The organism is uncultured Gimesia sp. (assembly GCF_963976445.1).
Classification (GTDB): Bacteria; Planctomycetota; Planctomycetia; order Planctomycetales; family Planctomycetaceae; genus Gimesia.
Genome location: NZ_CAXBKP010000022.1, coordinates 75,359 through 99,024, shown reverse-complemented (window position 1 = coordinate 99,024; position 23,666 = coordinate 75,359). Strand labels below are relative to the sequence as shown.

Below are 23,666 nucleotides of genomic sequence, written 5' to 3'. Positions count from 1 at the left end.
TTTTCATTGTAGGAAGTGTTCTCGAATGCGCAGGCGAGTTGTCGTTACGGGGGTCTCTGTTGTAACGGCTCTGGGTTTGGATGTCTCAGAGTTTTGGGACAAGTTATGCGCTGGCAAAAGTGGCGTTGGTCCAGTGGAGCGCTTTGACTGTTCCGACTACAAAGTCCGCTTTGGTGGTGAGATTAAAGATTTTAATGCCACCGAATATACCAATATTACAGCCAGGGACCTGAAGCGCGTTGATCGTTTTGTTCAATTTGGTCTGGTGGGGGCGCATATCGCCTATCGGCAGGCCCAGTTGGAAGATTTCGACGGTGATCCCTACCGCAGAGGCGTTCTGGTGGGAAGCGGGATTGGTGGTTTGAACGAAATCGAAAGCCAGCACGATCGCCTGTATAATCAGGGGCCGGCACGGGTTTCTCCGTTTATGATTCCCAAGCTGATGGTGAATGCCGCCAGTGGAAATATTTCAGTGACCTATGGGCTAAAGGGACCGAACAGCGCCGTTGCAACTGCTTGTGCTTCAGCAACGAACGCGATTGGAGATGCCTATAAGCTGATTCAGCATGATGTCGCCGATATTATGGTGACCGGTGGAAGCGAAGCGGCTCTCACTCCAATGGGGCTGTCCGGCTTTGCCCGGATGAATGCTTTGTCGACCCGCAATGATGATCCTCAGTCAGCCAGCCGTCCTTTTGATAAAGACCGCGATGGTTTTGTGATGGCTGAAGGTGCCGGGATTATAGTGCTCGAAGAATATGAGCATGCGAAAAAGCGGGGCGTTCCGATTTTGGCAGAAGTTATTGGGTATGGGATGTCGGCTGACGGAACACACATGACGGCCCCCGATCCAGAAGGCCGGGGTGCGGCACGTGCCATGCAGCATGCTTTGAAAGACGCCGGTTTAAATCCTGAAGACATTGATTATATCAATACGCATGGAACGAGTACTCCTTTAGGGGATGTGGCAGAAACGGTGGCGATCAATTCCGTATTTGGTTCCCATGTGAAAACGATGCCTGTTTCCAGTACAAAAGGCCATTTAGGCCATTTGTTAGGAGCTTCGGGTGGAGTTGAGTTTGTGGTTGCGGTTAAGTCGCTGCTGGAACAGGTGGCCCCTCCGACAATCAATCTGGATGAACCGGATGAAAGATGTAATCTCGATTACATTCCCAATGAGCCACGCGAAATGAAAATTGAGCGGGTCTTGAAGAATAGTTTTGGGTTCGGTGGACACAATGCGTGTTTGGTTCTGCAAAAAGTCTCCTAAGTGAGCGGTTGCATTGAATCTATTGTGTCACTGATCGCATGTTATTGACGAGTGTTCTTTGGGAGTGACGTGGATTGAGGGGCAGTTTTCCCAAAGAATTCTTCATCTCGTGGTTGCTTCAGGGTTGAAAATCGTGCCTTGATTGTCTTAGCTATCCCTTGTTACAGGTGCCTGGATGGGTCTGGGTGGTGTATGTATGTCGCTATTTGCCGTCAGGTTGGGTTCAGGCGAATTGCAGATTGTCGTTACTTAGTGCGCAAATTCTTTTTTTCTGTAGTGAGACCGGTAGTCGGTTTTTGATATGGAATTGGGCAAGGGCCTTGTCTGAGGGGAATATGTTTCTAGGATGGCAGTACATTATTCGAAGGCAGTTGGCGTAAGTAGATAAGCGGGACTTTCTAAAGAGATTCAAATGAACACAGAATCACGACGTCGTATCCTGATTACAGGGATGGGTATTCTCAGTCCTATCGGGATCGGAGTGGAAGCTTTTCAAAACAGTTTGATGACAGGCAAATCAGGCGTCAAGAAATCGGAGTTATATCCCTATCTGGCGGCACCTGATACGTGTGTCGCGGAAGTTTCTGATTTTAATAGTACCACGATCAAGAAGCAGTACCTTAAAGGGCAGCGAAAGAGCATTAAGGTTATGTGTCGTGAGATTCAGTTGGGGGTCGCCTCCGCGAATCTGGCGATGGAAGATTCGGCAATCGACCTTGAGGCTGTCGATAGTGAGCGGTTTGGTATCGAGTTCGGTGCGAATCTCATGTTGAGCCCGCCAGAAGTTCTGTACGGTGCCTGTGTCGCTTGCAGTGACGGGGATCAGTTTCAGTTCGAGCGCTGGGGCACGGATGGGTTGGCTAAGATGGAACCTCTCTGGTTGTTAAAATATCTACCCAACATGCCAGCGTGTCATATCGGCATTATTATCGATGCACGAGGGCCGAATAATTCGATAACCCAGGCAGAAGCATCTGGGAATCTGGTGCTGGGAGAAGCACAGCGCGTGATTGAACGCGGATGGGCCGACGTGATGGTCGCCGGCGTGACAGGGACTCGAGTGCATGAAGTGAAGTCGATTCATGCTAAATTTTGGGAAGAACTGGCAGACTCTCCAGCAGATTTCACAAAGCGTTCCCGTCCTTTTGATAAAGCCCGAACCGGTCAGGTGGTAGGGGAAGCAGCCTGTTCATTGCTGCTGGAAGAAAAGACGCATGCTGAAAAACGTGGTGCCAAAGTCTGGGGCGAAGTCCTCGGGACCGGTGCTTCCTGTGTCGTGAATCGGGATGGATTGGCTGATGCCAGAGTTGCTATGGCAAACTCCATCAGAGCCGCTTTGAATCGTGCAGGGGTTGAACCTGGGGACATCGGTCATATCAATGCCCATGGCCTGGGGGAACGATTATTTGACGTGCAGGAATACCAGGCGATTCAGGATGTCTTTGGTGATAAGGCCTCGGAGGTTCCCGTGACGGCCCTCAAGAGCTACTTTGGTAATTCTGGTTCTGGTTGTGGGATTGTTGAAGCCAGTGGTTCGCTGGTTGCATTAAAGCAGGGCGTGATTCCCCCAACATTGAACTACGAAACTCCTGATCCAGATTGTCCTTTGAATGTAGTTCGAAATGAACCCTTGCCAACAGAGAACAAGTTGTTTCTGAAGATCAGTACGACAGGATTTGGGCAAGCCAGCGCGTCCGTTATCTGTGGTGTCTGAGTTAATTATACGAATCCTAGAGCGCATCTCATTTAACCATAGCATCTTCCATACTAATGTACTCGGTCCAATTGGCCTTGGAGACGCTACAGTAAAACTGGACACAGTCTAGAAGAACAGCCTCGGAAAGATCAGGTCTTTCCGGGGCTGTTTTTGTAACGTGTTTTCAGGTTTGCATAGCCTCTGCCTGATTCGAGTGAGGGGTTTGCAAGTAGGAGTGTCTTAGAACTTCTTGAGCGCGTATTGTGCACCGCGGTAAGCTGACAGATTCTTCAGGTTGGTGTTGAGTGTCAGTTGGAAGTTCTGGGTTGCTTTTGCTGAATCGCCGGCCAGGAGTGCTTTTTCTCCAATGAAGTAGTGTGCTTCACAGGTTTGTGCTTTGGCGCGTTTTGGATCTTTGGGATCGATCGATTTCAGCAGATCTGCTTCGGAGATTGCACCTAGCAGGAATGCGAGGATGGTGTCGACTGAATCGCGCGACTCTGGTTTCTGAGAAAGAGTCGCTTGGAATTTCGCATCTGCCGTTGGTTTCTGGTTGCTGCGTACCATGGCCATGTAGATCCAGGGGTTGAGGACTTTCATTTGTTCCGGAGCCAGCTGGACGGCCAGATTGAACTGGGCAAGTGCTTCGGAGAAATTCTGATTGAAGTAATAGGAGAAGCCCAGGTCGGAGTGCAGGGCGGCGTTTTGTGGATCAAGTTGAACGGCTTGTTTCTGATCTTCGATGGCTTGAGCAATTTTTCCCTGCAAAAGCCGGGCTTCTCCTCGCATTCCCAGGACAAACGGCTGGTTCGGAGCGATGGATAAAGACTGTGTCAGGTCTGCTTCAGCTACTTGTGGTTTGCCGCCTTCCAGGTAAGCAAAGCCTCGGTTAGTGATGGCATGGTGGTATTTAGGGTCAATCTGAATTGCGCGGGAGAAGTCGTTGACTGCTTCCTGGAGTTTTCCCTGTTGCTGATAAAACATGGCGCGGTTGTTGTAAACGATGGGAGAATTAGGTTGCTTCTGGACCACGTCATTGAAGCTGGCCAGTGCCATTTCGTTGTTTCCGGCTAACGCGTAAGCGTCTGGGAGAGCGAGCAGGGCGGCAAAGTGGTCGGGTGCCAGTTTGATGGTTTCGGTGAAATCTTTTGCTGCTTCCTGGGGTTTATTCAGTGGCAGGTAGATCATTCCCCGCTGGTAATGGAAATTGGCACGCTCTTCTGTGGTCAGGCTTGGGCGTGCAAGGATCTGGTTGGCAACGTTGAGGGCTGTTTCTGCGTGGCTTTTCTTGTTTTCCATCACAGCCAGATTCATCATCCCGTATAGATAGGGGAGGTAGTAATTCACATTTTGGTTCTGGCTGAAGCGGATCGCTTCACGGGCATCGCCAACCCCTTCTCTGATGGTTTGTGTGTTTCCCTTTTCTCTGCCAGATTCGACACGGGCACTGGCACGGAGGTAAAAGGCGACGTGGTCATCCGGTTTTTGTTGTAGAATCTGAGAGCTGAGTTCAATGGATTTTGCATGGTCACCCTGTTGTTGGGCTTGATCTGCTTGCATCTTTTGTTGTGCAAACGGGTCGTTGGGATTAGGTGGTTGTGCAGTCGCGGCGACCGGAATTCCAAGGCAGAGTATCAAAAGAGGGAGTAGACGAGACATTATAGGTGTGTCCTTCAAAACAGGATAATTTGTAGTTCAAATTTACAAACCCGGACAGCGGCAAAGTGGAATCGCTAAAAACGGGATTTCTTCTAAATACTATAGAAGTTTCCTGTTTTGAAGGAGATCAATCTTTCAACATCGTGAAGAAACTGGATAAATGGTCATTTTCAACCTCTTTTCTGCTCAGCGAGCATTTTTTTTGCGGCAACTGCACATGTTGTCAGCGCTCGTTTATGCGCCTACTTCTAGGATCTATGAGGTAAGTCGTTGTGAAATAGTTGCCTGCGGTGCTTGACTTCTGAACGTGTGGAGATTAATTTCACTGGATAAGAAAGTATTCATAGTAGGGATACTTTCATGCGCAATTGTTTTGCATACTGGTGTTCAGTAAGCATTGCGCTTGCAAGGGGTGACATGCCGTTATGGCTGTTTGTTTCTTTGTGATGATATCGGCATTCGTAAACTCGGATGGAGTCCTCTGATATGTAGGCTGGTTGGGAACTCGAGCACTCGCTCACCAATCCGATTGTTGTGATTTGTTATATTTATATGCCAATCACAGCTCTACTTGGCTATCGTTTTACGGTGGTGCGGGTAGTCATAAAGTGGGCATGTTCCCGCTTTTTTTTGTTATAGTGATCTCTCAGAAGCCCGTTTTTGTGGCGGCTTCGGAAGTAAAGTAATAGATAAGGATTTGACCGATTCAGGTCTTGTCTGAGTAGTTTTCGAGTCAGTTGATTTGATCGACTGTCGAATGAAGGAAACACAATTATGGACGGTAAGGAAGTTCTCCGGATTGTTGATGCCATTCAACGCGATAAAAATATCGATAAAGAGATCGTGTTTGGTGGGATTGAACAGGCTATCTTGTCAGCTGCGCGCCGACACTTTGGGGATGCTCACGAGCTTACTGTAAATATTGACCGTGAATCGGGTGAGCCAACCGTTAATTGTGATAATGAAGAGTTGCCTCAGGATGTTCTGGGTGAAATTCTGGGTCGCGTTGCCGCTCAAACAGCGAAGCAGGTGATGATTCAGAAAATTCGTGAAGCCGAACGTGACACGGTGTTTGACGAATATATGGAAATGCAGCACCAGTCGGTTTCGGGATCAGTGTCCCGTGTCGAAGGGGGAGCCATCCTGATTAACTTGGGGAAAATTGAAGGCATTCTTCCCCGAGGCGAACAGATTCCAGGTGAATCGTTTCGTGTTGGAGATCGTGTGCGGGCGATTGTATTGGATGTGCGTAAGGCCGGGAGTCGCGTCAAAGTGATTCTCTCTCGAACTCATCCTGATATGGTACGTCGCTTGTTTGAGCTTGAAATTCCTGAGGTCGCCGATCGAATTATTGATGTTCGGTCACTGGCTCGCGAAGCTGGTTATCGTTCAAAAGTAGCAGTCTCCTGTATGGACAGTAGTATTGACTGTGTCGGGGCCTGTGTTGGTATGCGTGGCGCCCGGATTAAGAATATTGTTGATGAACTTGCTGGCGAACGAATTGATATTGTTCGCTGGAATGATTCGCTGCAGGTTCTGGTTCCGAATTCACTGCAGCCTGCTGAAGTGGAAGATGTCATTTTATGCCCGATGTTAGGGCGTGTGATTGTGCTGGTACGCGACGATCAACTTCCGCTGGCAATCGGCAGAAAAGGGCAGAATGTACGCTTGGCATCCAAGCTGGTTGGTTGGGATATCGAAGTGATGACTCAAACCGAGCTGGACGAGCAATTAGATAAAACTGTTGAGGCGTTTTCTACCATTCCCGGTGTTTCTGAGGAATTGGCAGAGAGCTTGGTGTCCCAGGGTTTCTTCAGCTACTATGACTTATCGGTTATTGAGCCAGATCAGTTAGCAGAGTTAGGCGGTTTGACCGCGGCACAGTGCGAGCAGATTGTTGATGTTGCTGATCGGGAGAGTGAACGCGTCGAAGCAGAAGAAGAGGCGCTGCGTGCTGCCAAGAAAAAACACCCGGCTGGTTCAACAGCGAAGCCAGAAACGCCTGTTGAAAAACCAGCACCACAGGAAGAAGCTGCCGTCTCTGAAGAAGCTGCAGGAGTTACTGAAGAAACTGCTGCCACTGAAGAAGAGGCTGGCGTTATTGAAGCAGCAGATGCCACTGAAGAAGCAGGTGTTACTGAAGAGACTTCACAGTCAGAGGCCGTTGCTTCTGAGGAAGAAGTGCCTGCGGCTGTGGCTGAGTTAGATATAGAGACCGATTCTGACGAAGTCATTGGTTCTCAGGAAGAGCCAGTGAATGTTGAAAACGCGACGGAAGAATCTACGGAGAAGCAGGAATAAATCGTTTTATTACGAGTAAGTGTTATGGGGTGTTTTGCCTCGTAGGGCAATTCGTTTGAGTCTGACAGGATTGGAAAACGTTTTGCAAATTTGTTCACGGGAGAAGGGCTGTTGAAGATTCGTATTTTTGCTCTTGCGAAAGAGTTGGGAATGGACAGCAAGGTGCTGATCGATGAATGTAACCAAGCGGGGGTGAAGTTAAAAAACTCCGCATTGGCCAGCATCACGCCCGAACAACGTGACATAGTCATTGCATATTTAAGCAAGAGGGATCAGCCTTCTGCGGGGGTAGAAGAGGCCGTTGACCAGCCAACTTTGGTGCCTCAACGGGAACCCAAACAGATGCGGACGATCAAGGCAATGACATCTCGCGCACAGGCGTCTCGTTCGGCGTCCTCTGAGGAATCAGAAGAGCTTTCCGAACAAGAGGAAGGTTCTGCCGGAGTGGCGGTCGAAGAGGAAGAGGCAGAATCGGAAGCGGTAGAATCGGAAGTGGCTGCTTCCGATAGTACGTCGTCTCCTGCTGAGGAAAAAACAGAAGCGTCAACGGAAGCCGTGGAATCTCGATCTGATTTGCTGAAACGTCAATCAGAGGAGCAACCCGACGTAGCGGAAAAAGCAGAACCAGAACAGGCTCTCAGTCGCGATGATTATGTTCCCGCTGGTGGCGCTGGAGCGATGAAATCTTCCAGTATGCGTGAAATGAAACCACGGGGTTCGACACGTTCTGCAAAACAGCAACCCAAATCCAGACCCAAGTCCGCTCTCCCTTCAGTGGCAGCACCGCCTGCTTATAAGCAGCCGGTAATCCCGAAGGTTAAGAAAAAAGAAGAAAAAGCACAAAAGCCGGAAGTGCGTTTGACTGCCGATATTCTTGAGAAGAAGAGCCCGCTGGCTGCTCATCTTGCCCAGCATACAGAGCAGAAAAAGAAGGAACGTGAGTCACCAGATGATGATTCAAAAGGACGTCGGGGAAGTCCGAGCCTGGTCGAGGCGCGGAAGCAGCGTCGAGAACAGCGCAAGGAAGGTCGCCGCTTTGCTCCGGATGGAACGGAGCAACGAGTCTCAGTTGGTCGCCGTCCTCGACGCACGAAGCGGAAGCAAGACAGCGGCCCGATTGTTCACAAAACAGAAGCGGAAGTCGAAGTTCCAATGACAGTGCGGAGTCTGTCGGAAGCGATGGGCCGTCCCGCTAAAGCCATCATGTCAATCTTGTTCAAAGAATTTGGTGAGATGGTGACGATCAACCAGATCATCGAAGAGGAGACTGCACTGGCAGTGGCTTTGGAATTAGGTGTGGACCTGACCTTCAAACGACAAAAGGGGGCACAGGAAACCGTTACCGAAATTATGGAGTTAGAAGATGCTCCAGAAGATCTGATTACGCGACCGCCGATTATTACCGTCCTGGGACACGTCGACCATGGAAAGACGACGCTCGTCGATTCACTGCGAAACTCAAAAGTAGTGGAAGGTGAAGCAGGGGGGATTACTCAACACATCGCCGCCTATCAAGTTGATTACAACGGCCACAAACTGACGTTTGTTGATACACCCGGTCACGCCGCTTTCAGTGAAATGCGATCACGGGGAGCCAACGTAACAGATATGGTGGTGCTGGTGGTAGCCGCCGATGATGGTGTGATGCCTCAAACTGCAGAAAGTATCAGCCACGTTAAGGCTTCAGGCGTGCCTATGGTTGTGGCAATGAACAAAGTCGATTTACCGGACATCAATGAGCAAAAGGTGTTGCAGGATCTGACAGCCCAGAGCGTTCTTCCCGCAGAATGGGGTGGCGAAACCGAAGTTGTCCGAGTCTCGGCACTCAAGGGAATCGGGTTGGACAATCTGCTTGAAACTCTATTGTTAACTGCCGAGTTGCATGAGCTCAAAGCCAATCCGGATCGGCCTGCCGTTGGTGCCTGTCTGGAAGGGTTCCGCGACGAAGGACGTGGTTCAGTTGCCTGGCTGATTGTTCAAAAAGGAACCTTGCGTATTGGTGATGCCGTGATTTGTGGTAAATCTTATGGCTACATTCGTGCTATGTACGATGACATGGATCAGCAAGTTGAAGAGGCGCCTCCTTCGATGCCGGTAAAAGTGACCGGATTGGATACTGTGCCGGGGGCTGGTGATCATTTTGTCGTTGTAGACGATATCGATCAGGCGAGAGCATTGGCCGAAGAGCGTCGGCACGAAGGGCGTGCTGATGTGCTGGCAAGGCATAGCGGTGGTCCACGCACGCTGGAAGATATTATGGATTCTGCCCGTGAAGGTGCGATTCAGGACTTGCCTCTGATTATCAAAGCAGATACGCCCGGGTCTCTCGAAGCAATTCGCAGCGAGATCGGAAAGTTCGAACATCCTGAAGTACGTGTCAAAATTCTGCATGAAGGGGTCGGCGGAGTTAATGAGAGCGATGTTTATCTGGCAAGTGCATCGAATGCCATCATTATCGCCTTCCATGTTGTAGCAGAAGATCGTGCTAAAAACCTGGCGACACAGGAAGATGTTGAGATCCGCCGTTACAGCGTGATTTATGAAGTTCTTGATGACATCAAACTGTCACTGGAAGGGATGTTGCGTCCTGAACTGGTTCAGGAACAAACCGGACGAGTGTTGGTTCTGCAGACATTTTCGATCAGCCGTTTTGGAAAAATTGCAGGGTGTCGTGTTCTGAATGGAACGATCAATCGAAATGATCGAGTCCATCTGATTCGAGATCAGAAAATTCTGAACCAGTATCCGATTGCTTCATTAAAGCGAGAAAAGGATGATGTCAAGGAGGTTCGTGAGGGCATGGAGTGCGGTATTTTGCTATCCGGGTTTAATGATATTAAAGAGGGTGACCTGTTAGAAGCATTCCGGATCAATGAAGTCAAACGAACACTCGATTCGACAACCAAGTAGAATCGAGCTAAATAGTGAATGCTTGCGGGGACTGAATGACATCACGTCGATTAGCGAAAATCGCTCAGGCGATATTAGAAACAGTGAGTACAACAGTATTGTTACATTTGCGTGATCCTCGAATCAGCAATGTAACGGTCTTGCACGTCGATGTTGCACCCGATGTGCAGTCAGCCAAGGTCTATATTTCGATCATGGGGGATGAAAAGGAACAAGCACTTTGTATGCATGGTTTGGAATCAGCGAAAGGATTCATTCAGTCCAAAGTCGGTGATCGAATCCAGACTCGTTATACACCTGTGATTAAATTTGTCCTGGATTCTTCAGCAAAAGATACGACAGATGCACTTCGTATTTTGGATGAACTAAAGGCCGAGAGAGAAACGGAAGAGTTAGCGCAGGAGCCTTCTTCGGTAGAGGAGCAGAGCACTGGCGAAGAATCGTAGCGGGGTTAGCTGGCAGTGTTTCCGTGAATGAAAGAGTTGTTTTCATTACTTTCCATTTGAAATATCTCAAATATTGCACAGACAGATATGGTTGCTAAAAAAATTTCAACATCCGACAAACAGGCTATCTGTAAGAAGCTGATTGCGTTACTCAAAAAACGATACTCAGCAACATTACCAAAGTATGATCGTCCCGTCTTAGAGACGATTTTGCATGCCATCTGTCTGGAGAATACGACAAACTCACAAGCGGATGAAGTGCTTAGTACTCTGCTGGAAGGGTTTCATGATCTCAACGAAATTCGAGTCAGTACGATTTCCGAGCTGGAGTCCATCTTTTCTGATGTAGGCGATGCTGAATGGCGGGCGTATCGGGTTCGCTCTGTCCTGCAATATGTGTTTGACAAAGAGTATTGTTTCGATTTGGAACTATTGCGAAAGAAGACACTGGAGCAGGCACAAAAACAATTAACGAAAATGAAGTCGTTAACTCCCTTTGTGATCAACCATACTTTACAGGTGATTCTGGGGAGTCATCTTGTACCGGCCGATGAAAAAATTCTGAATGCCAGTAAATGGCTGGGGTTGGTTCCCGCGGATGAGTCAATTGAAACAGCCAGCGATAACCTGAAGTCAACTGTTCGAAAGTCGGATGCTCCGTTATTCAGCCATTTATTACGATGTCTGGCGACGGATGAAGAGTTGGCGGCTGACTTTAATTTAGCCAAGAATCCCCTGCCGGAAGAAGGCGTCGATTTAGCACAGGCCCCCAGTCGAATGGAAAGCATGTTTGCCAATCCGCTTTCAAAGCAGAAGAAAAAAGCTCCAAAGAAGAAAAAGCAAGTTTCGACGAAATCCATCAAAGCTGCTTCAAAGGTGAAAAAGAAAGTTCCGGCGAAGGGGACCAAGAAAGCCACTAAACAGGCACCCACAAAAGCAGCCAAGAAAAAAGTCCCTGCGAAACGGGCGGCGACCAAGAAAAAAGTACCCCCAAAGAAGAAATCTTCTTCCACCAAGAAATAAGCTGCCCGAACGAACCTCTCCGGCCAGTCTCTCAGATGACCATAAATGGCCTGCGTACGACCTGTACCATCAAAATTCTCCTGGTTCTCTGTATTAAAAAAAGAGATTCCGCAGAAAGCAGGCTTGGAGAACGTGGTGAATAGAAGTTACAATAAATACTCTCTGTTACTGTGCGTTTAAACACAGTTGATAGTATCGGATAGAGAATACCTAATCTCTGTTTCCCATAATGGAGTTCGAAGATGAGCGGTTTTCCCAAGACAACGATCCTGTTAGTCTGCCAGTTCCTGTTGTTACCTGCGTTAACGGTTTCAATCGGTCTGACATCTGTCTCAGCCAAGATGCCTGGCAAGAAGGGAAGCGAAAAAAAAACTCAAAAACAGCCGGTGCCTAAGGTCTTCTCTCTGGAAGTAGGAATTGCAGATGATGTTGTACTGCCGTTAGTCCCTGCGAAACCGCGCACTTCTGAAGAGCAGAAGAAAATCGACTCTGCCGCCTGGTATATGACCGGGCGTTTGCGTGAGGCACGGAACGATTTTGTTGGAGCTTATGAAGCCTATAAGCAGGCGATGGAATATAATCCCAATTCCATCGAGATCTATCGTGTGCTGATCAGGCTAGCATCGGGGCTGGACAAAACAGACGAAGCGATTAAGTTTGCACAGAAAGCAGTCGAGCTTGATCCCGAAGATTATGAACTCATGCGGAAGCTGGGTTTACATATGGCAGGGCAGGGGCGGTTTGAAGACGCCGTCATGTTTCTGGAAAAAGCCTCAGACTCTCCCACGATTAATAAAAAATCGGGTGTGTATGTTATTATCAAACACGATCAAGCGAATCTCTACGAACGATTAGGGAAGAACGAAGAAGCCGCGCAATGTTGGGAAGTCGTATTTAGTGCCCTGACAAAGCCGGATGACTATACCTTTGAGTTGAATTCGCGTTCTCAGCTGGAAGCGAAGCAGGCAAAGTTATTTGAACGGATTGGCCAGTCATTTTTGGCGACCGATCGCCTAAAGCTGGCTGTGGAAGCTTTCAACAAAGCAGCGGAATCTCAAAAAGGGCGCCCCGGGATTTTGAAATACCATCTGGCGCAAGTTTATTTCAAATCCAAGCAGTACCAGCAAGCACTCGATTCGTTGCAGTCCTATTTTGATGAACAACTGCAATCGAAAGGCCGCAAGGCATATGAGTTTCAGGCAGAAATCCTGACTGCGTTGAATCGGTCTGATGAGCTGATTCCCAAGCTGGAACAACTGGCGGAAAAAGACCGATTCAATCGGACCCTGCATTACTATCTGGCCGAGCAATACGGGGCGGCGGGACAGTTTGATGAAGCCGAAAAGACCTACTTGGATTCGATCGGGAATTCATCCGACGTTGAAGGCCTGGCAGGGTTGATGTCGTTGTATAAGAAAAATCAGAAGTATGACAAACTGATTACCACTCTCTCTAATATCTTGCAGGCTAGTGATGGTATTCAAAGAATTCAACCAGACCTGCAGAAGATGTCGCAGGACAAAGAATTTATAAAAACACTGATTGCCGAAGCACAAAAACTGAAGGACAAAGATCCTCCAGGCGTCGATGTGTTTTCCGGATTTATCATTGCCAAGCTGGCTGCAGAAGCAGGACAGAAAAAAGCGGCCAGCGAATTCTATCAGTTTGCGATGAACGCAGCCGAAAAGCATAAAAAACCGCAAGTACGCGGCAATTGGGCTATGCTGATTCTGCACGAATACAGTGAACTTTTACAAGAAGAAAATCAATATGGTGAGCTCGCCGAGTTATTGCAAAAGGCCATTAAAAATCCACTATTGGCACCTCGGCGGATAAATCTGATGGCTATCTTAGCAGAGGCACGCGAGAAAAATGGCGAAACAGAAGCGGCACTTAAGGTAAACGAAGCAGCGCGCCAGGCAGCCCCTCGATTTCCCCTTTTGGATTTCCAGCATGCCTGGATCTATTATCACAGTCGCGACTGGGATAAAGCGATTGTGCAGTTGAAGGAATTTATCAAAAAGTACCCGAAGCAGAAGGAACGCGTGTATCAAGTTAAGATGATGCTTTCGAATTCCTATGTGCAACAGGGAGATATTGGTAAGGGGGAAGCGGTGATGGAAGAGCTGCTCGTCGACGATCCGGAGAACCCATCGATCAATAATGATCTGGGATATCTTTACGCTGATCAGGGGAAGAATCTGGAACAAGCCGAAAAGATGATTCGGATTGCATTGAAGTCAGAGCCGAACAATATGGCTTACCTCGACAGTATGGGCTGGGTTCTGTTTAAGCGACAGAAGTATAAAGAGGCTCAGGAATATCTGGAGCGTGCCAGGAAACTGCCTGGCGGCGGAGATAGTACGATCCTGGACCATCTGGCAGACTGTTATCACAAGTTAAACAAAACAAAGGAAGCAACAGAACTGTGGAAGAAGGCACTGGAAGAAGCACAACAGGCGACTTCCCCTGATACGAAGCTGATTGAGCAACTCCAGGAAAAACTCAATCAGTAAACGGTTTCTTTCCTTTCTGGTGTTCTATAGTGTAGGTTTAGGTTATTTCTGATCTGCGTTGTTCTGACGCAGGAAATTCATTTTTTATTTATTGAGCTGAGCGAACTATACATGGCAGGTCATTCACATTGGGCAAATATCGCCGCTAAGAAAGGGGTGATTGATAAAAAACGGGGTAAGCTGTTTGGCAAGTTGAGCCGTGCGATTATCGTGGCGGCACAACATGGCGGGGGCGATCCTGGTATGAATCTGGCATTAAGGTATGCCATTGACAAGGCTCGTAAAGCCAGTATGCCGAAAGACAATATTGACCGTGCCGTGAAAAAAGGTTGCGGTGAGTTATCGGGTGAAAAATTTGAAGAGCTGGCCTACGAAGGCTATGGTGCCGCTGGTGTTGCGGTGTTGTGTGACATGCTGACTGAGAACCGGAACCGAACCGCCGGTGAAGTTCGCAAGATCTTTGAAGTGCATGGCGGCAACCTGGGCAGCACCGGATGTGTGGCTTGGATGTTTGAACGCAAAGGTCTGTTCCTGATCCCCTGTGAAAATGTCGAAGAAGACGAACTGTTCGAGATCGCATTGGAAGCGGGAGCAGATGACGTTTCTGCTAATGGTGATGTGTATGATGTCACCTGCAGCATTGAGGCATTTCAGCAGGTAGCTGATACATTTGAGGAAAAGAAAATCCCCACGAATCTGGCAGAGATTACACGTATTCCCGATACGACGGTCGATTTGGGAATCGAAGATGCGAAAAAAGTGTTGAGACTCATGGAGGCACTTGAAGACCATGATGATGTGCAAAGTGTAACGGCAAACTTTAATATTCCAGATGAGATCATGGCTGAGGTCACCGCCGACTGATTCTCAAGCACCATTAACGGGGACAGAACCTTGACGATTGAATTCAGTTGTTCGCATTGTAATAAAGTTCTGAAAACGTCAGACGACAAAGCGGGACGCAGAGCCAAGTGTCCTCAATGTGGTGAGCCGATTGATGTCCCGCAGCCTGCTGATGATCAGGGATTCGATGGCTTTGACGAATTCGACGAATCTGTTCCGGAAGAAGAGAGCTTTCTCGCTGGGGGGACTACCCGGGAAGAAGACAGTTTTCTTTCAGGAGGAAGTATCGATTGCCCCATGTGCGGTGCTCCCGTTCCTGCAGGTGCCCAAAAATGTCAGGCCTGTGGCGAAGCACTCAAGGCTTCAAGACGCTCCGGTCGAGGACACTGGGAGCCACGGGTTTTCAGTATCGGCGCGGTTTTGTCTCGTGCGTGGGAGGTTTATAAAGCTAACCTGGGGATGGTCCTTGCAGTGCCACTGTTGGCAGGGGGGATTTACTTCGTTGCTTCGATTGTAATTGGCATCGCTTCAGCAGTGATCGGAGCTGTCTTGGCTGGAGGGGTCGGGAATGATGTGGCGCCCCTGGTGCAGATTCCGGTCGCGCTGGTTCAAAATCTGATCATCTACTCTATCTTCTTCTATCTACAGCTGGGGGGCCAATTAGTCTTCCTTCAGATTGTGCGAGGGGAAAGTCCCGATCTGAGCGTCATGTTTAATGGCGGCCCCTTTTTCTGGCGGATGTTCCTCTGCAGCATGATTTACGGAATTCTTATTTTCGTGGGAATGATTTTATTGATTATTCCCGGGATTGTAGTGGCCCTCATGTTCTGGCCGTTCTCATTTATTCTGATTGACCGAAATCTGCCTGGAATCGAATCATTCTCAGAATCACGGAAAGTAACATCCGGCAATCTGTTGAACCTGCTTGGGCTTTCGCTGGCGTTGGGCGGAATTTCGATCTTGGGGGGGATTGTCACCTTGGGGATCGGTTTGATTTTCATCATGCCCTTCACGTATATGGCTCAGACAGTGGCTTATGCCGAGATGACCAGCCAGTGAACGGATTCATTTTTGAATCATCTGCAATTCTTGAGAGCTCCCCAGTCTGGGTTTTACGGCTGGGGAGTTCTTTTGCTATGATACCCGCCGTTGGGTAGAGGCTGTGTTGTCTCTGGTGACGGTACATTAGATTCTGGATGTGAAGATGGTTCGTGAACCTGTCATAAGAGGCGATGAGGAACCGGAAGATGATTCTTCCGGAGGGGAAGACGGCTGGGGTTCCAGCCATCTGGCCGATGATACGGAGTACGATGATGCGCTGCGGCCTCAACGGCTCAGCGAAGTTGTTGGGCAACGTGCTGTGGTGGAGCGGCTGGAAATCTTTCTGGATGCGACCCGCAAACGAAATGAACCTCTGGGGCACCTTCTGCTGGACGGGCCTCCCGGATTGGGAAAAACCACGCTGGCTTCAGTCCTGCCTCGCGAGCTGGGAACCGAACTGCAGATTACTTCAGGACCATCCTTAAGTGCTCCCAAGGATCTGCTGCCTTTTCTGACCAATGCCAGCCACGGTTCATTTCTGTTTATTGATGAAATTCACCGGATGCCGGCGACGGTCGAAGAATTTATTTATCCTGCGATGGAGGATTTTCGGGTCGATATTACCTTGGGTGAAGGTCTGAATGCCCGGACCGTCAATATGAAACTACAGAAGTTCACCGTGATCGGTGCGACCACGCGGAGCGGAATGTTGACGGCTCCGCTGCGAGATCGTTTCGTTCGCCGCGAGCATCTGGATTTTTATGAAGATCAGGACCTGATCGAAATCGTCCGCCGTAATGCTCGCAAACTGAGAACTCCGATTTCAGATGATGCCGCGTTCGAAATTGCCCGCCGCAGCCGGGGAACCCCGCGTAAAGCAAATAATCTGTTACGCTGGGCGCGAGACTTTGCCACGAGCAAAGCCGATGGTAATATAACGAATGAAGTTGTGGCCCAGGCCTTTGAAATGCTGGAGATCGATCATCTCGGCCTGGAGCGGCAGGATCGGCGGTATCTGGAAACCTTGGCCAAAACATTTTCCGGCGGGCCTGCTGGTGTGCAGGCGTTGGGGCACAGTCTGAATATCCCCTCGGATACTCTGGAAGATGAAGTCGAGCCGTTTTTATTGCGTTGTGGTTTCATTCAGCGATCTCCGCGCGGTCGAGTTGTCACGATGGCCGCGATGGAGCATTTAAAACTGAACCTGCCCGATGGCGGCAGCCTCTTCAGGTAAGAGCCAGGGTTACATACTTTTATTTCACAAAGAAGAACCATGAGTCAGTCAGTTACGTATGATTATGATGTTGTTGTCGTCGGAGCCGGGCACGCCGGTTGTGAAGCCGCTCTCGCGTCTGCGCGGCTGGGAGCGAAGACCGCTCTGTTGACCATGAACTGCGATACCGTCGGTCAGATGAGTTGTAACCCTGCGATTGGCGGAGTGGCGAAAGGTCAGATTGTCCGCGAAATTGATGCCCTCGGCGGAGAAATGGGTCAGGTGATCGACGAGACGGGAATTCAGTTTCGGATGCTGAACCTTTCTAAAGGGCCAGCCATGCATAGTCCGCGTGCGCAAGCCGATAAAAAAGCCTATCAATTCAGTATGAAATGGAAGGTTGAGCAACAGGACAATCTGACGCTCAGACAGGAAATCGTTAAGAGTCTGGTTGTGGAGCAGGGACGAATTACCGGAGTGCAGGTTCACGGCGATGCTTATTACCGTGCGCGGGCCGTGATTCTGACGACGGGCACTTTTCTTCAGGCGATTATGCATACGGGGGAAGCCAAGACCAAAGGGGGACGCGCCGGGGAAGGGACGACAGGAACGCTTTCTGACAGTCTGGCGGAACTGGGGTTTGAACTGCAACGTTTTAAGACGGGAACTCCCGCACGGCTCAACGGTCGCACGATCGATTTTTCTGTATTAGAAGAACAGCCCGGCGATGAAAATCCACAGCCCTTTTCTTACATGACGGAAAAAATCAATCAGCCGCAGATGCCCTGTTATTTAACGGAAACCAACGAGCAGGTTCATCGTTTGATCAACGAAAATCTGCATCGTGCGCCGATGTATTCCGGGCAGATTAATTCGACCGGCCCACGGTATTGCCCTTCGATTGAGGATAAGGTCGTTCGTTTTGCAGAACGTAATTCACATCAGATTTTTCTGGAACCGGAAGGGCGTTATACCAACGAGTATTATTGCAATGGAATCTCCACTAGTCTGCCTCGCGATGTTCAAGATGAGATGATTCATTCAATTCGAGGGTTGGAGAAAACGGAAATCATGCGCTACGGCTATGCTGTCGAATATGATTTCGCGACCCCCACACAATTGAAGCCAACATTGGAAACCAAGCGTGTCGCAGGCCTGTACTTCGCCGGCCAGTTGAATGGGACAACAGGTTATGAGGAAGCCGCTGGTCAGGGATTACTGGCCGGGTTGAATGCCGCCTTGAAGATTGCCGAGAAGGAAGATTTGGTTCTTGATCGCAATGAGGCATACCTGGGAGTTCTGATTGATGATCTGGTGACGAAAGGCGTAGATGAGCCTTACCGGATGTTTACATCGCGGGCGGAATTTCGTTTGTTGCTCCGGCAGGATAATGCCGATCGTCGGATGACGCCCATTGGTCGTCGCGTCGGTTCTGTGGGAGATGAGCGGTGGCAGAAGTATCAGGCGTACGAAGCAGAAATCGCACAGATCTTCGAGTTTATTCGAAGTACTCGCTATCAGGGGAATACGCTGGAAGAATGGTTGCGCCGCCAGGACGTTGGCTGGAATGAGGTCTGTGAATTCGCGCCTGCATTACAAGGGTTTTCCCTCTCGGAACGGGCAATCCAGCAAGCGCTGATCGAGGTGCAGTATGCAGGTTATATCCGCCGTCAGACTGCCGAGATTGAAAAACAGAAAAATGTGGAAACACTGCACATACCTGACCATATCAATTATCTGCTGGTACCGAACCTGCGTAATGAGGCCAAGGAAAAGCTGAGTCGTGTCAAGCCACGAAATATCGGTCAGGCGGGTAGGATCAGCGGTCTGACCCCGGCTGATTTAACGGTGCTTGTGCTTTATTTAAACAGCGCCAGTCGCATGGCTACCTAATTCTTGCGTTTCTGACCAACTGCGTTTCCAAAGTCTTGGTGCTGAAAGTCGTTTTCGCCTGCGCGGGTTGTTCATTTTTGAATGAAGCCAGTGATTTGAGATGGAAATCAGTGAAGGTCAGATTACTGTAAGTGTATAATTCGTACATGTTTATTTCAATAATATGGTTAACCTGGCGAATGCGTGTTGACCATATCGTCAGAATAGATACAATCGGAGTTATTGATAATACTGGTAAAGTCAAGCGGTGTTGAAAGTCTTGGCGTTTGTATCTAAGTGGGATACTTGTGGCGTCTGGAAAGTCAGTAGCGTTTGGCAAGTCAACGGGCCACAGAACTGCACCTTGGAGGATGCGGTTTATTATCACTTTACCTGTTTTCAGGTAAATAGATAAGAGGCTGATTATGGAGATGTCAGTTTCATGCAGCGAATCTGATGAACGGGTCATCGGTTTCACTGCGCAGGGGCTCGGTTATTGCATGTTGTAATAGCCTTACAGCGCTTGGTCTTTCCCGCACAAGTAGCGGGTCTTCAAAGGATGGATGAGCAATATGAAAACGGTCTTTACCACAGGCGAAGCCGCAAAGATTTGCAAAGTGAGTCAACAAACGATTATTCGCTGTTTTGATTCTGGCCAATTAAAGGGATTTCGTGTACCCGGCTCTCGCTTTCGTAGAATTCCACGTGACGTCTTATTCAAGTTTATGAAAGACAATGGAATTCCCACCGATGCACTGGAAAGTGGAAAACGCAAGGCTCTTATCGTGGATGACGATGAAGAACTTGTAGAATTGATTCGTGATGTTCTCGATGCAGACTCTCGATTTGAAGTCCGTGTTGCTAACAACGGATTTGATGCCGGGATGATGGTCAAAGAGTATCACCCCGATATTATTATTCTGGATGTAATGCTACCTGACATCAATGGGAAAGAAGTCTGCCAGCGAGTCCGTGGCGATTCTTCCATGGACGATGTGAAAATTATTTGCATCAGTGGTATGGTAGAATCAGACAAGATTGACGACTTAAAAGCGGCTGGTGCCAATGACTTCATGCAGAAACCGTTTGAAGTCGAGCAACTGGCAGATCGAGTCTGTACGCTTCTGAATCTGGAATCCGTTCACGCCACTGGCTGATTCCACAAAATGAACAGTCATCAGTTTCATGGCGGTCGGGTTTTTTCTCCGATCGTCGTGGGTGCTGTTTCAGGGAGTGTCAGATGTCGAGCGAAACCGGTGCCCTGAGTCTGGATTTACCGGATGCGTATTACAGGCGTCTGTTTGCGTTGATTCCTGCGCGTTCGCTGGAATCAATTCTCAATGCGCTGTCTGCTGTGTGGTGTGAAGCAACCGGCGCGGATGCTGCTTATATTGCAGTGTTTGATCGCCGGCCACAACAATTGACGGGCAGCATCTATCGGTCTTCGCGAAATGAAACGGAATGTTTCGTTTTGGATGCGATGCAACCAGCGCATGCTGGTTCGGAAAGCGAGCAGGCGATATCGGTCTTTGAACAGGGCCGATCTTTTTCGCTGATTTCCCCTGCGCCATTCGAATTCTATTCTATTCCCTCTGATCAGGCAGATATTGCCGGGGTGTTTCTGTTTTCTTCAAACGGACTCACAGAAAAACTGCCTCTCATTTCCCAGTTAGTGGAACTCAGCCAGCGCCTGTTGGCTCAAGTGCGGGAGTCGAAACAACCAAGTCTGTCGGATGTCGATACAAAGGAAGTCCCTGCTGGTGAATTGGGGCAGAAGCCTGCAGCAGAGCACCGCGTGTTCCCCAGTGTTGATAAGTTGGAAGCAATGGCGGAATTCTCAGCTGGTGCCGGGCATGAAATTAATAACCCCGTTGCTACGATTGTGGGACGCGTGCAGATGCTGTTAAAAGGGGAAACAGACCCGGACCGCAGACAATCTCTGACAACGATCGGCGGGCAGGCTTATCGCGTTCGGGATATGATTGGCGATGCGATGCTGTTTGGTAGACCACCTGTTCCGCATCCGAGTTTGCTCAATCTACAAAAAACAGTAGCGGAAGTTCTGGCGAGTTTGAATGAAACGATTTCCCCATCAGGAATTCAAATCTCGGTCGAGATTTCCGAATCGCATTCGATTTGGGCCGATGAAACGCAGTGGAAGGTCGTGTTAAGTAATCTGATTCTCAACAGCCTGAATGTGCTGGAGGTCGGCGGTCAGATCCGTATTGTCTCTGAAGAATCGATCACAGAATTGACCACAGGATCGAATCGGAGTCTACATCTCCGTGTGATTGATGATGGTCCCGGGTTAACAGACCAGGAACGGGAGCATTTATTCGATCCTTTCTTTTCTGCCAGGCAGGCGGGGCGGGGTTTAGGTTTTGGATTATCAAAGTGCTGGCGGATTGTTTCTCTTCACGGGGGATCGATCGAAGCAGAAATCAATCCTGATCGGGGTGTGACATTTCATCTGGTCTGGCCTGCGGAAATTCCTGCAGAGAGTGAAAACAAGTGATTTTTTGAAAATCATCGCTTGCGGATCGGGCGGGGATCGGTTTCAATATAACCAGCAGGACGTCTGGTAAGTTGATTTTGCACAAGCAGAATTAGCGTTGCCCCCTACTTTTCATTGATTAAGCAGCCTGAGGGACGATGGCGGCGATTCATTCCTTTCTGATAATTCTGACCAGCTTCTTAGGACAGACCGAGAAAATTTCGGATGTACCTCTTATAAAAGAGCCGGCTCGATATGCGATTGAAGCACCCGATGTGGTTGTGGTCGGGGTCCCTGTCAGCAAAGTTACGATTCGGGCACTCGATGTCAATGGCGCACTGGATACTGAATTCTCTGGTCATCCTCAACAGATTATTGGTCTCGATTTGTGGGTTGATGAAGTTGATACCGCCTTGCCCCCGTTCAAAGACGGCATCCTGGAGCTGAAAACAGACTTAGCCAAGAATCAAAAGGTCTTTGTGACTTCCGGTACGATTGTCGTGGATCCGGATATTCGTGGTGCGGGTTCACTGGAAGTGTATCGCATTTCCCGCTGGCTAAGTTTGCTGCCTCCCATTGTGGCCGTGATCCTGGCGATCTGGTTTCGAAATATCATACTGGCGCTCTTGGTCAGTATCTGGTGCGGGGCTGTGATTTTGGCCCACGGTAATCTGTTTCTGGGCTTTGTACATACCTTGGATACGTTTGTGATTCATGAGATTGTTGAGCCGGGCAGTCCCGACAATTCTCATATGATGATCATTTTATTTACGATGTTCCTCGGCGCGCTGGTCGGCGTGATGTCTGTCGGTGGGGGAACTGCGGCTTTAGTAAATCGGCTTTCGCAGTACGCGAAAAAACGCGAGCATAGTCAACTCATGACCTGGTTTATGGGGTTGGTCATATTTTTTGATGATTATGCGAATTCATTACTGGTCGGCAGTTCCATGCGTCCTTTAACAGATCGCATGAAAGTCTCCCGAGAGAAGCTTGCGTTTCTGGTCGATTCGACAGCTGCCCCCGTTTCGGGGATTGCGATTATTTCGACCTGGGTGGGAGTCGAAATAGGATACATTGCCGATTCCTATGCCAGCCTGGGAATGGCGGAAGATTATTACACCACGTTTTTATACAGTCTGCCTTACCGTTTTTATCCGCTGCAATTACTGGCGTTTGTCTGGTTGGTTGCTTATCTGGGACACGATTTTGGTCCGATGCTGAAGGCCGAGGTACGTGCGATTGCATTCAACCAGGTCATGCGGCCCGGGCGTTTCAATATTGTCGAGGCAGAGTCGAGTGCAGAAAAAGGGGACTTGGCCCATCGACAGTTATTACGAAATGCGCTGATTCCGTTATTTGTTTTACTGGGCCTGACAATGGTCGGTCTGTGGTGGACAGGCACGATTGAAATCGAGCGTCTGAATCTGGCGCGTTTGGAGCAAGGTAAATTATTACTGGAAAAGAATTTACGGACCATTTTAGAACATGCCTCTCCCAATCGCGTCTTATTGATTTCTTCTTTCCTGGCATCAATCGCTGCTGTTGCCAGTTGCAGTTTTTCCAAGTCGCTTTCACTTAATGAATGTGTCGAAGCCTGGTCGGTCGGTGCCAAAAGTATGTTTCTGGCAATTCTGATTCTGGTTCTGGCCTGGTCGGTTGCCACGGTTTGTGACGAGAGTCATCTGAATACCGCCGGAGTTCTTGTTGAAATGCTCTCGGGACATCTCTCTCCGAACTGGATGCCTACGATTACATTTTTGTTGGCGGCAGCAGTTAGTTTTGCCACAGGCAGTTCCTGGTCTACGATGGGGCTTTTGATGCCTTTATCGATTTCCGTTACCTATAGCTTGCTGGTTCCCTTGAACGAAGCCGGGCCCAATCATCATCTGATGCTGGGGACCATTGGTGGAGTTCTGGCGGGCGCCATTTTTGGAGATCATTGCTCACCGATTTCCGATACGACTGTTCTTTCATCGGCAGCGTCCGGGTCTGATCATTTAGATCACGTTCTCACACAAATGCCGTATGCAATGACCGTTGCTGTCGTATCTGTAGTGTTTGGCTATATTCCGGTCGGTTTCGGCATTCAACCTTATATTCTTTTACCGGTTGGTTTTCTTGTCTTATTTCTGATCCTGCAGTTCTATGGGCGTTCGGCCGAAGCGGAAGCAAAAGCGATTCTGGAGGCGGGTGTGACTGCTGAGGAATTTAATCGTTCTAAGGGTGGTGAGAGTGAGCGGGACGAAATAACCGATAAAGCTGATTCAAAATCTGAAGATCAGGAAGAGTCTACAGAAGAGCCCGTAGAAGAGGCCTGAATCTGTGTCGTCTTACTGATTTGTATGCTATAATTCCCCTATACTCCGTAAATTGGCAACTTGA

At 49.0% G+C, this 23,666-nt stretch carries 15 protein-coding genes; 14 read left to right on the top strand and 1 reads right to left on the bottom strand.

Translation table 11 applies throughout. The features are described 5' to 3' along the window. Nucleotides 1-25: 25 nt before the first annotated feature. Together fabF and AAC022_RS20525 are read left to right on the top strand one after the other, a co-directional pair. Nucleotides 26-1,270 (top strand): beta-ketoacyl-ACP synthase II, encoded by a 1,245-nt coding sequence (fabF, locus tag AAC022_RS20530; protein WP_339733970.1) that lies wholly within the window; start codon nucleotides 26-28, stop codon nucleotides 1,268-1,270. A 412-nt stretch (nucleotides 1,271-1,682) separates the two neighbouring features. Then, on the top strand, nucleotides 1,683-2,984 hold the full coding sequence (locus AAC022_RS20525) for a beta-ketoacyl-[acyl-carrier-protein] synthase family protein (RefSeq protein ID WP_339733969.1): 1,302 nt from the start codon (nucleotides 1,683-1,685) through the stop codon (nucleotides 2,982-2,984). A gap of 222 nt (nucleotides 2,985-3,206) precedes the next feature. On the opposite strand, the gene AAC022_RS20520 is transcribed toward AAC022_RS20525, so the two are convergent. Beyond that, nucleotides 3,207-4,625: a tetratricopeptide repeat protein gene (locus tag AAC022_RS20520; RefSeq protein ID WP_339733968.1), complete on the bottom strand. Its 1,419-nt coding sequence runs from the start codon at nucleotides 4,623-4,625 to the stop codon at nucleotides 3,207-3,209. A gap of 774 nt (nucleotides 4,626-5,399) precedes the next feature. On the opposite strand from AAC022_RS20520, the gene nusA reads away from it, so the two are divergent. The 12 genes from nusA (at nucleotide 5,400) to AAC022_RS20460 (ending at nucleotide 23,602) form a co-directional block, all read left to right on the top strand. Beyond that, nucleotides 5,400-6,926, top strand: a complete 1,527-nt coding sequence (gene nusA, locus AAC022_RS20515) for a transcription termination factor NusA (protein WP_339733967.1) — start codon at nucleotides 5,400-5,402, stop codon at nucleotides 6,924-6,926. A 111-nt stretch (nucleotides 6,927-7,037) separates the two neighbouring features. Continuing rightward, nucleotides 7,038-9,836, top strand: a complete 2,799-nt coding sequence (gene infB, locus AAC022_RS20510) for a translation initiation factor IF-2 (protein WP_339733966.1) — start codon at nucleotides 7,038-7,040, stop codon at nucleotides 9,834-9,836. Nucleotides 9,837-9,871: 35 nt separating this feature from the next. After that, the gene (rbfA, locus tag AAC022_RS20505; RefSeq protein ID WP_339733965.1) at nucleotides 9,872-10,282 is read left to right on the top strand and encodes a 30S ribosome-binding factor RbfA; all 411 of its coding nucleotides are present in this window, start codon (nucleotides 9,872-9,874) and stop codon (nucleotides 10,280-10,282) included. An 87-nt stretch (nucleotides 10,283-10,369) separates the two neighbouring features. Continuing rightward, complete coding sequence (locus AAC022_RS20500) at nucleotides 10,370-11,305, top strand: hypothetical protein (RefSeq protein WP_339733964.1); 936 nt, start codon at nucleotides 10,370-10,372, stop codon at nucleotides 11,303-11,305. 242 nt (nucleotides 11,306-11,547) lie between these two features. Beyond that, entirely contained in the window at nucleotides 11,548-13,821 is a 2,274-nt protein-coding gene (locus tag AAC022_RS20495; protein ID WP_339733963.1) for a tetratricopeptide repeat protein, read from the top strand. A gap of 111 nt (nucleotides 13,822-13,932) precedes the next feature. Then, nucleotides 13,933-14,685 (top strand): YebC/PmpR family DNA-binding transcriptional regulator, encoded by a 753-nt coding sequence (locus AAC022_RS20490; protein ID WP_339733962.1) that lies wholly within the window; start codon nucleotides 13,933-13,935, stop codon nucleotides 14,683-14,685. A gap of 30 nt (nucleotides 14,686-14,715) precedes the next feature. After that, nucleotides 14,716-15,723, top strand: coding sequence for a zinc ribbon domain-containing protein (locus AAC022_RS20485; RefSeq protein ID WP_339733961.1), 1,008 nt, complete (start codon nucleotides 14,716-14,718; stop codon nucleotides 15,721-15,723). A gap of 145 nt (nucleotides 15,724-15,868) precedes the next feature. Next, complete coding sequence (gene ruvB, locus AAC022_RS20480; RefSeq protein WP_339733960.1) at nucleotides 15,869-16,939, top strand: Holliday junction branch migration DNA helicase RuvB; 1,071 nt, start codon at nucleotides 15,869-15,871, stop codon at nucleotides 16,937-16,939. A 39-nt stretch (nucleotides 16,940-16,978) separates the two neighbouring features. After that, nucleotides 16,979-18,811 carry a tRNA uridine-5-carboxymethylaminomethyl(34) synthesis enzyme MnmG gene (gene mnmG / locus AAC022_RS20475; protein WP_339733959.1) on the top strand — a complete coding sequence of 611 codons (1,833 nt, stop codon included), beginning with the start codon at nucleotides 16,979-16,981 and terminating at the stop codon, nucleotides 18,809-18,811. Nucleotides 18,812-19,353: 542 nt separating this feature from the next. Next, the gene (locus AAC022_RS20470) at nucleotides 19,354-19,947 is read left to right on the top strand and encodes a response regulator (protein WP_339733958.1); all 594 of its coding nucleotides are present in this window, start codon (nucleotides 19,354-19,356) and stop codon (nucleotides 19,945-19,947) included. 83 nt (nucleotides 19,948-20,030) lie between these two features. Beyond that, nucleotides 20,031-21,305: a HAMP domain-containing sensor histidine kinase gene (locus AAC022_RS20465; protein ID WP_339733957.1), complete on the top strand. Its 1,275-nt coding sequence runs from the start codon at nucleotides 20,031-20,033 to the stop codon at nucleotides 21,303-21,305. A 137-nt stretch (nucleotides 21,306-21,442) separates the two neighbouring features. Then, a complete protein-coding gene (locus tag AAC022_RS20460) occupies nucleotides 21,443-23,602 on the top strand; it encodes a Na+/H+ antiporter NhaC family protein (protein WP_339733956.1) in 2,160 nt (719 codons plus the stop codon). Nucleotides 23,603-23,666 lie beyond the last annotated feature (64 nt).

What these genes read in the sequence shown, in the direction of transcription:
- mnmG (WP_339733959.1), top strand. Translation starts at nt 16,979, where the DNA reads ATGAGTCAGTCAGTTACGTATGATTATGATGTTGTTGTCGTCGGAGCC.
- rbfA (WP_339733965.1), top strand. Translation starts at nt 9,872, where the DNA reads ATGACATCACGTCGATTAGCGAAAATCGCTCAGGCGATATTAGAAACA.
- AAC022_RS20470 (WP_339733958.1), top strand. Translation starts at nt 19,354, where the DNA reads ATGAGCAATATGAAAACGGTCTTTACCACAGGCGAAGCCGCAAAGATT.
- AAC022_RS20500 (WP_339733964.1), top strand. Translation starts at nt 10,370, where the DNA reads ATGGTTGCTAAAAAAATTTCAACATCCGACAAACAGGCTATCTGTAAG.
- nusA (WP_339733967.1), top strand. Translation starts at nt 5,400, where the DNA reads ATGGACGGTAAGGAAGTTCTCCGGATTGTTGATGCCATTCAACGCGAT.
- fabF (WP_339733970.1), top strand. Translation starts at nt 26, where the DNA reads ATGCGCAGGCGAGTTGTCGTTACGGGGGTCTCTGTTGTAACGGCTCTG.
- AAC022_RS20465 (WP_339733957.1), top strand. Translation starts at nt 20,031, where the DNA reads ATGTCGAGCGAAACCGGTGCCCTGAGTCTGGATTTACCGGATGCGTAT.
- AAC022_RS20525 (WP_339733969.1), top strand. Translation starts at nt 1,683, where the DNA reads ATGAACACAGAATCACGACGTCGTATCCTGATTACAGGGATGGGTATT.
- AAC022_RS20520 (WP_339733968.1), bottom strand. Translation starts at nt 4,625, where the DNA reads ATGTCTCGTCTACTCCCTCTTTTGATACTCTGCCTTGGAATTCCGGTC.
- AAC022_RS20460 (WP_339733956.1), top strand. Translation starts at nt 21,443, where the DNA reads ATGGCGGCGATTCATTCCTTTCTGATAATTCTGACCAGCTTCTTAGGA.
- AAC022_RS20490 (WP_339733962.1), top strand. Translation starts at nt 13,933, where the DNA reads ATGGCAGGTCATTCACATTGGGCAAATATCGCCGCTAAGAAAGGGGTG.
- AAC022_RS20495 (WP_339733963.1), top strand. Translation starts at nt 11,548, where the DNA reads ATGAGCGGTTTTCCCAAGACAACGATCCTGTTAGTCTGCCAGTTCCTG.
- ruvB (WP_339733960.1), top strand. Translation starts at nt 15,869, where the DNA reads ATGGTTCGTGAACCTGTCATAAGAGGCGATGAGGAACCGGAAGATGAT.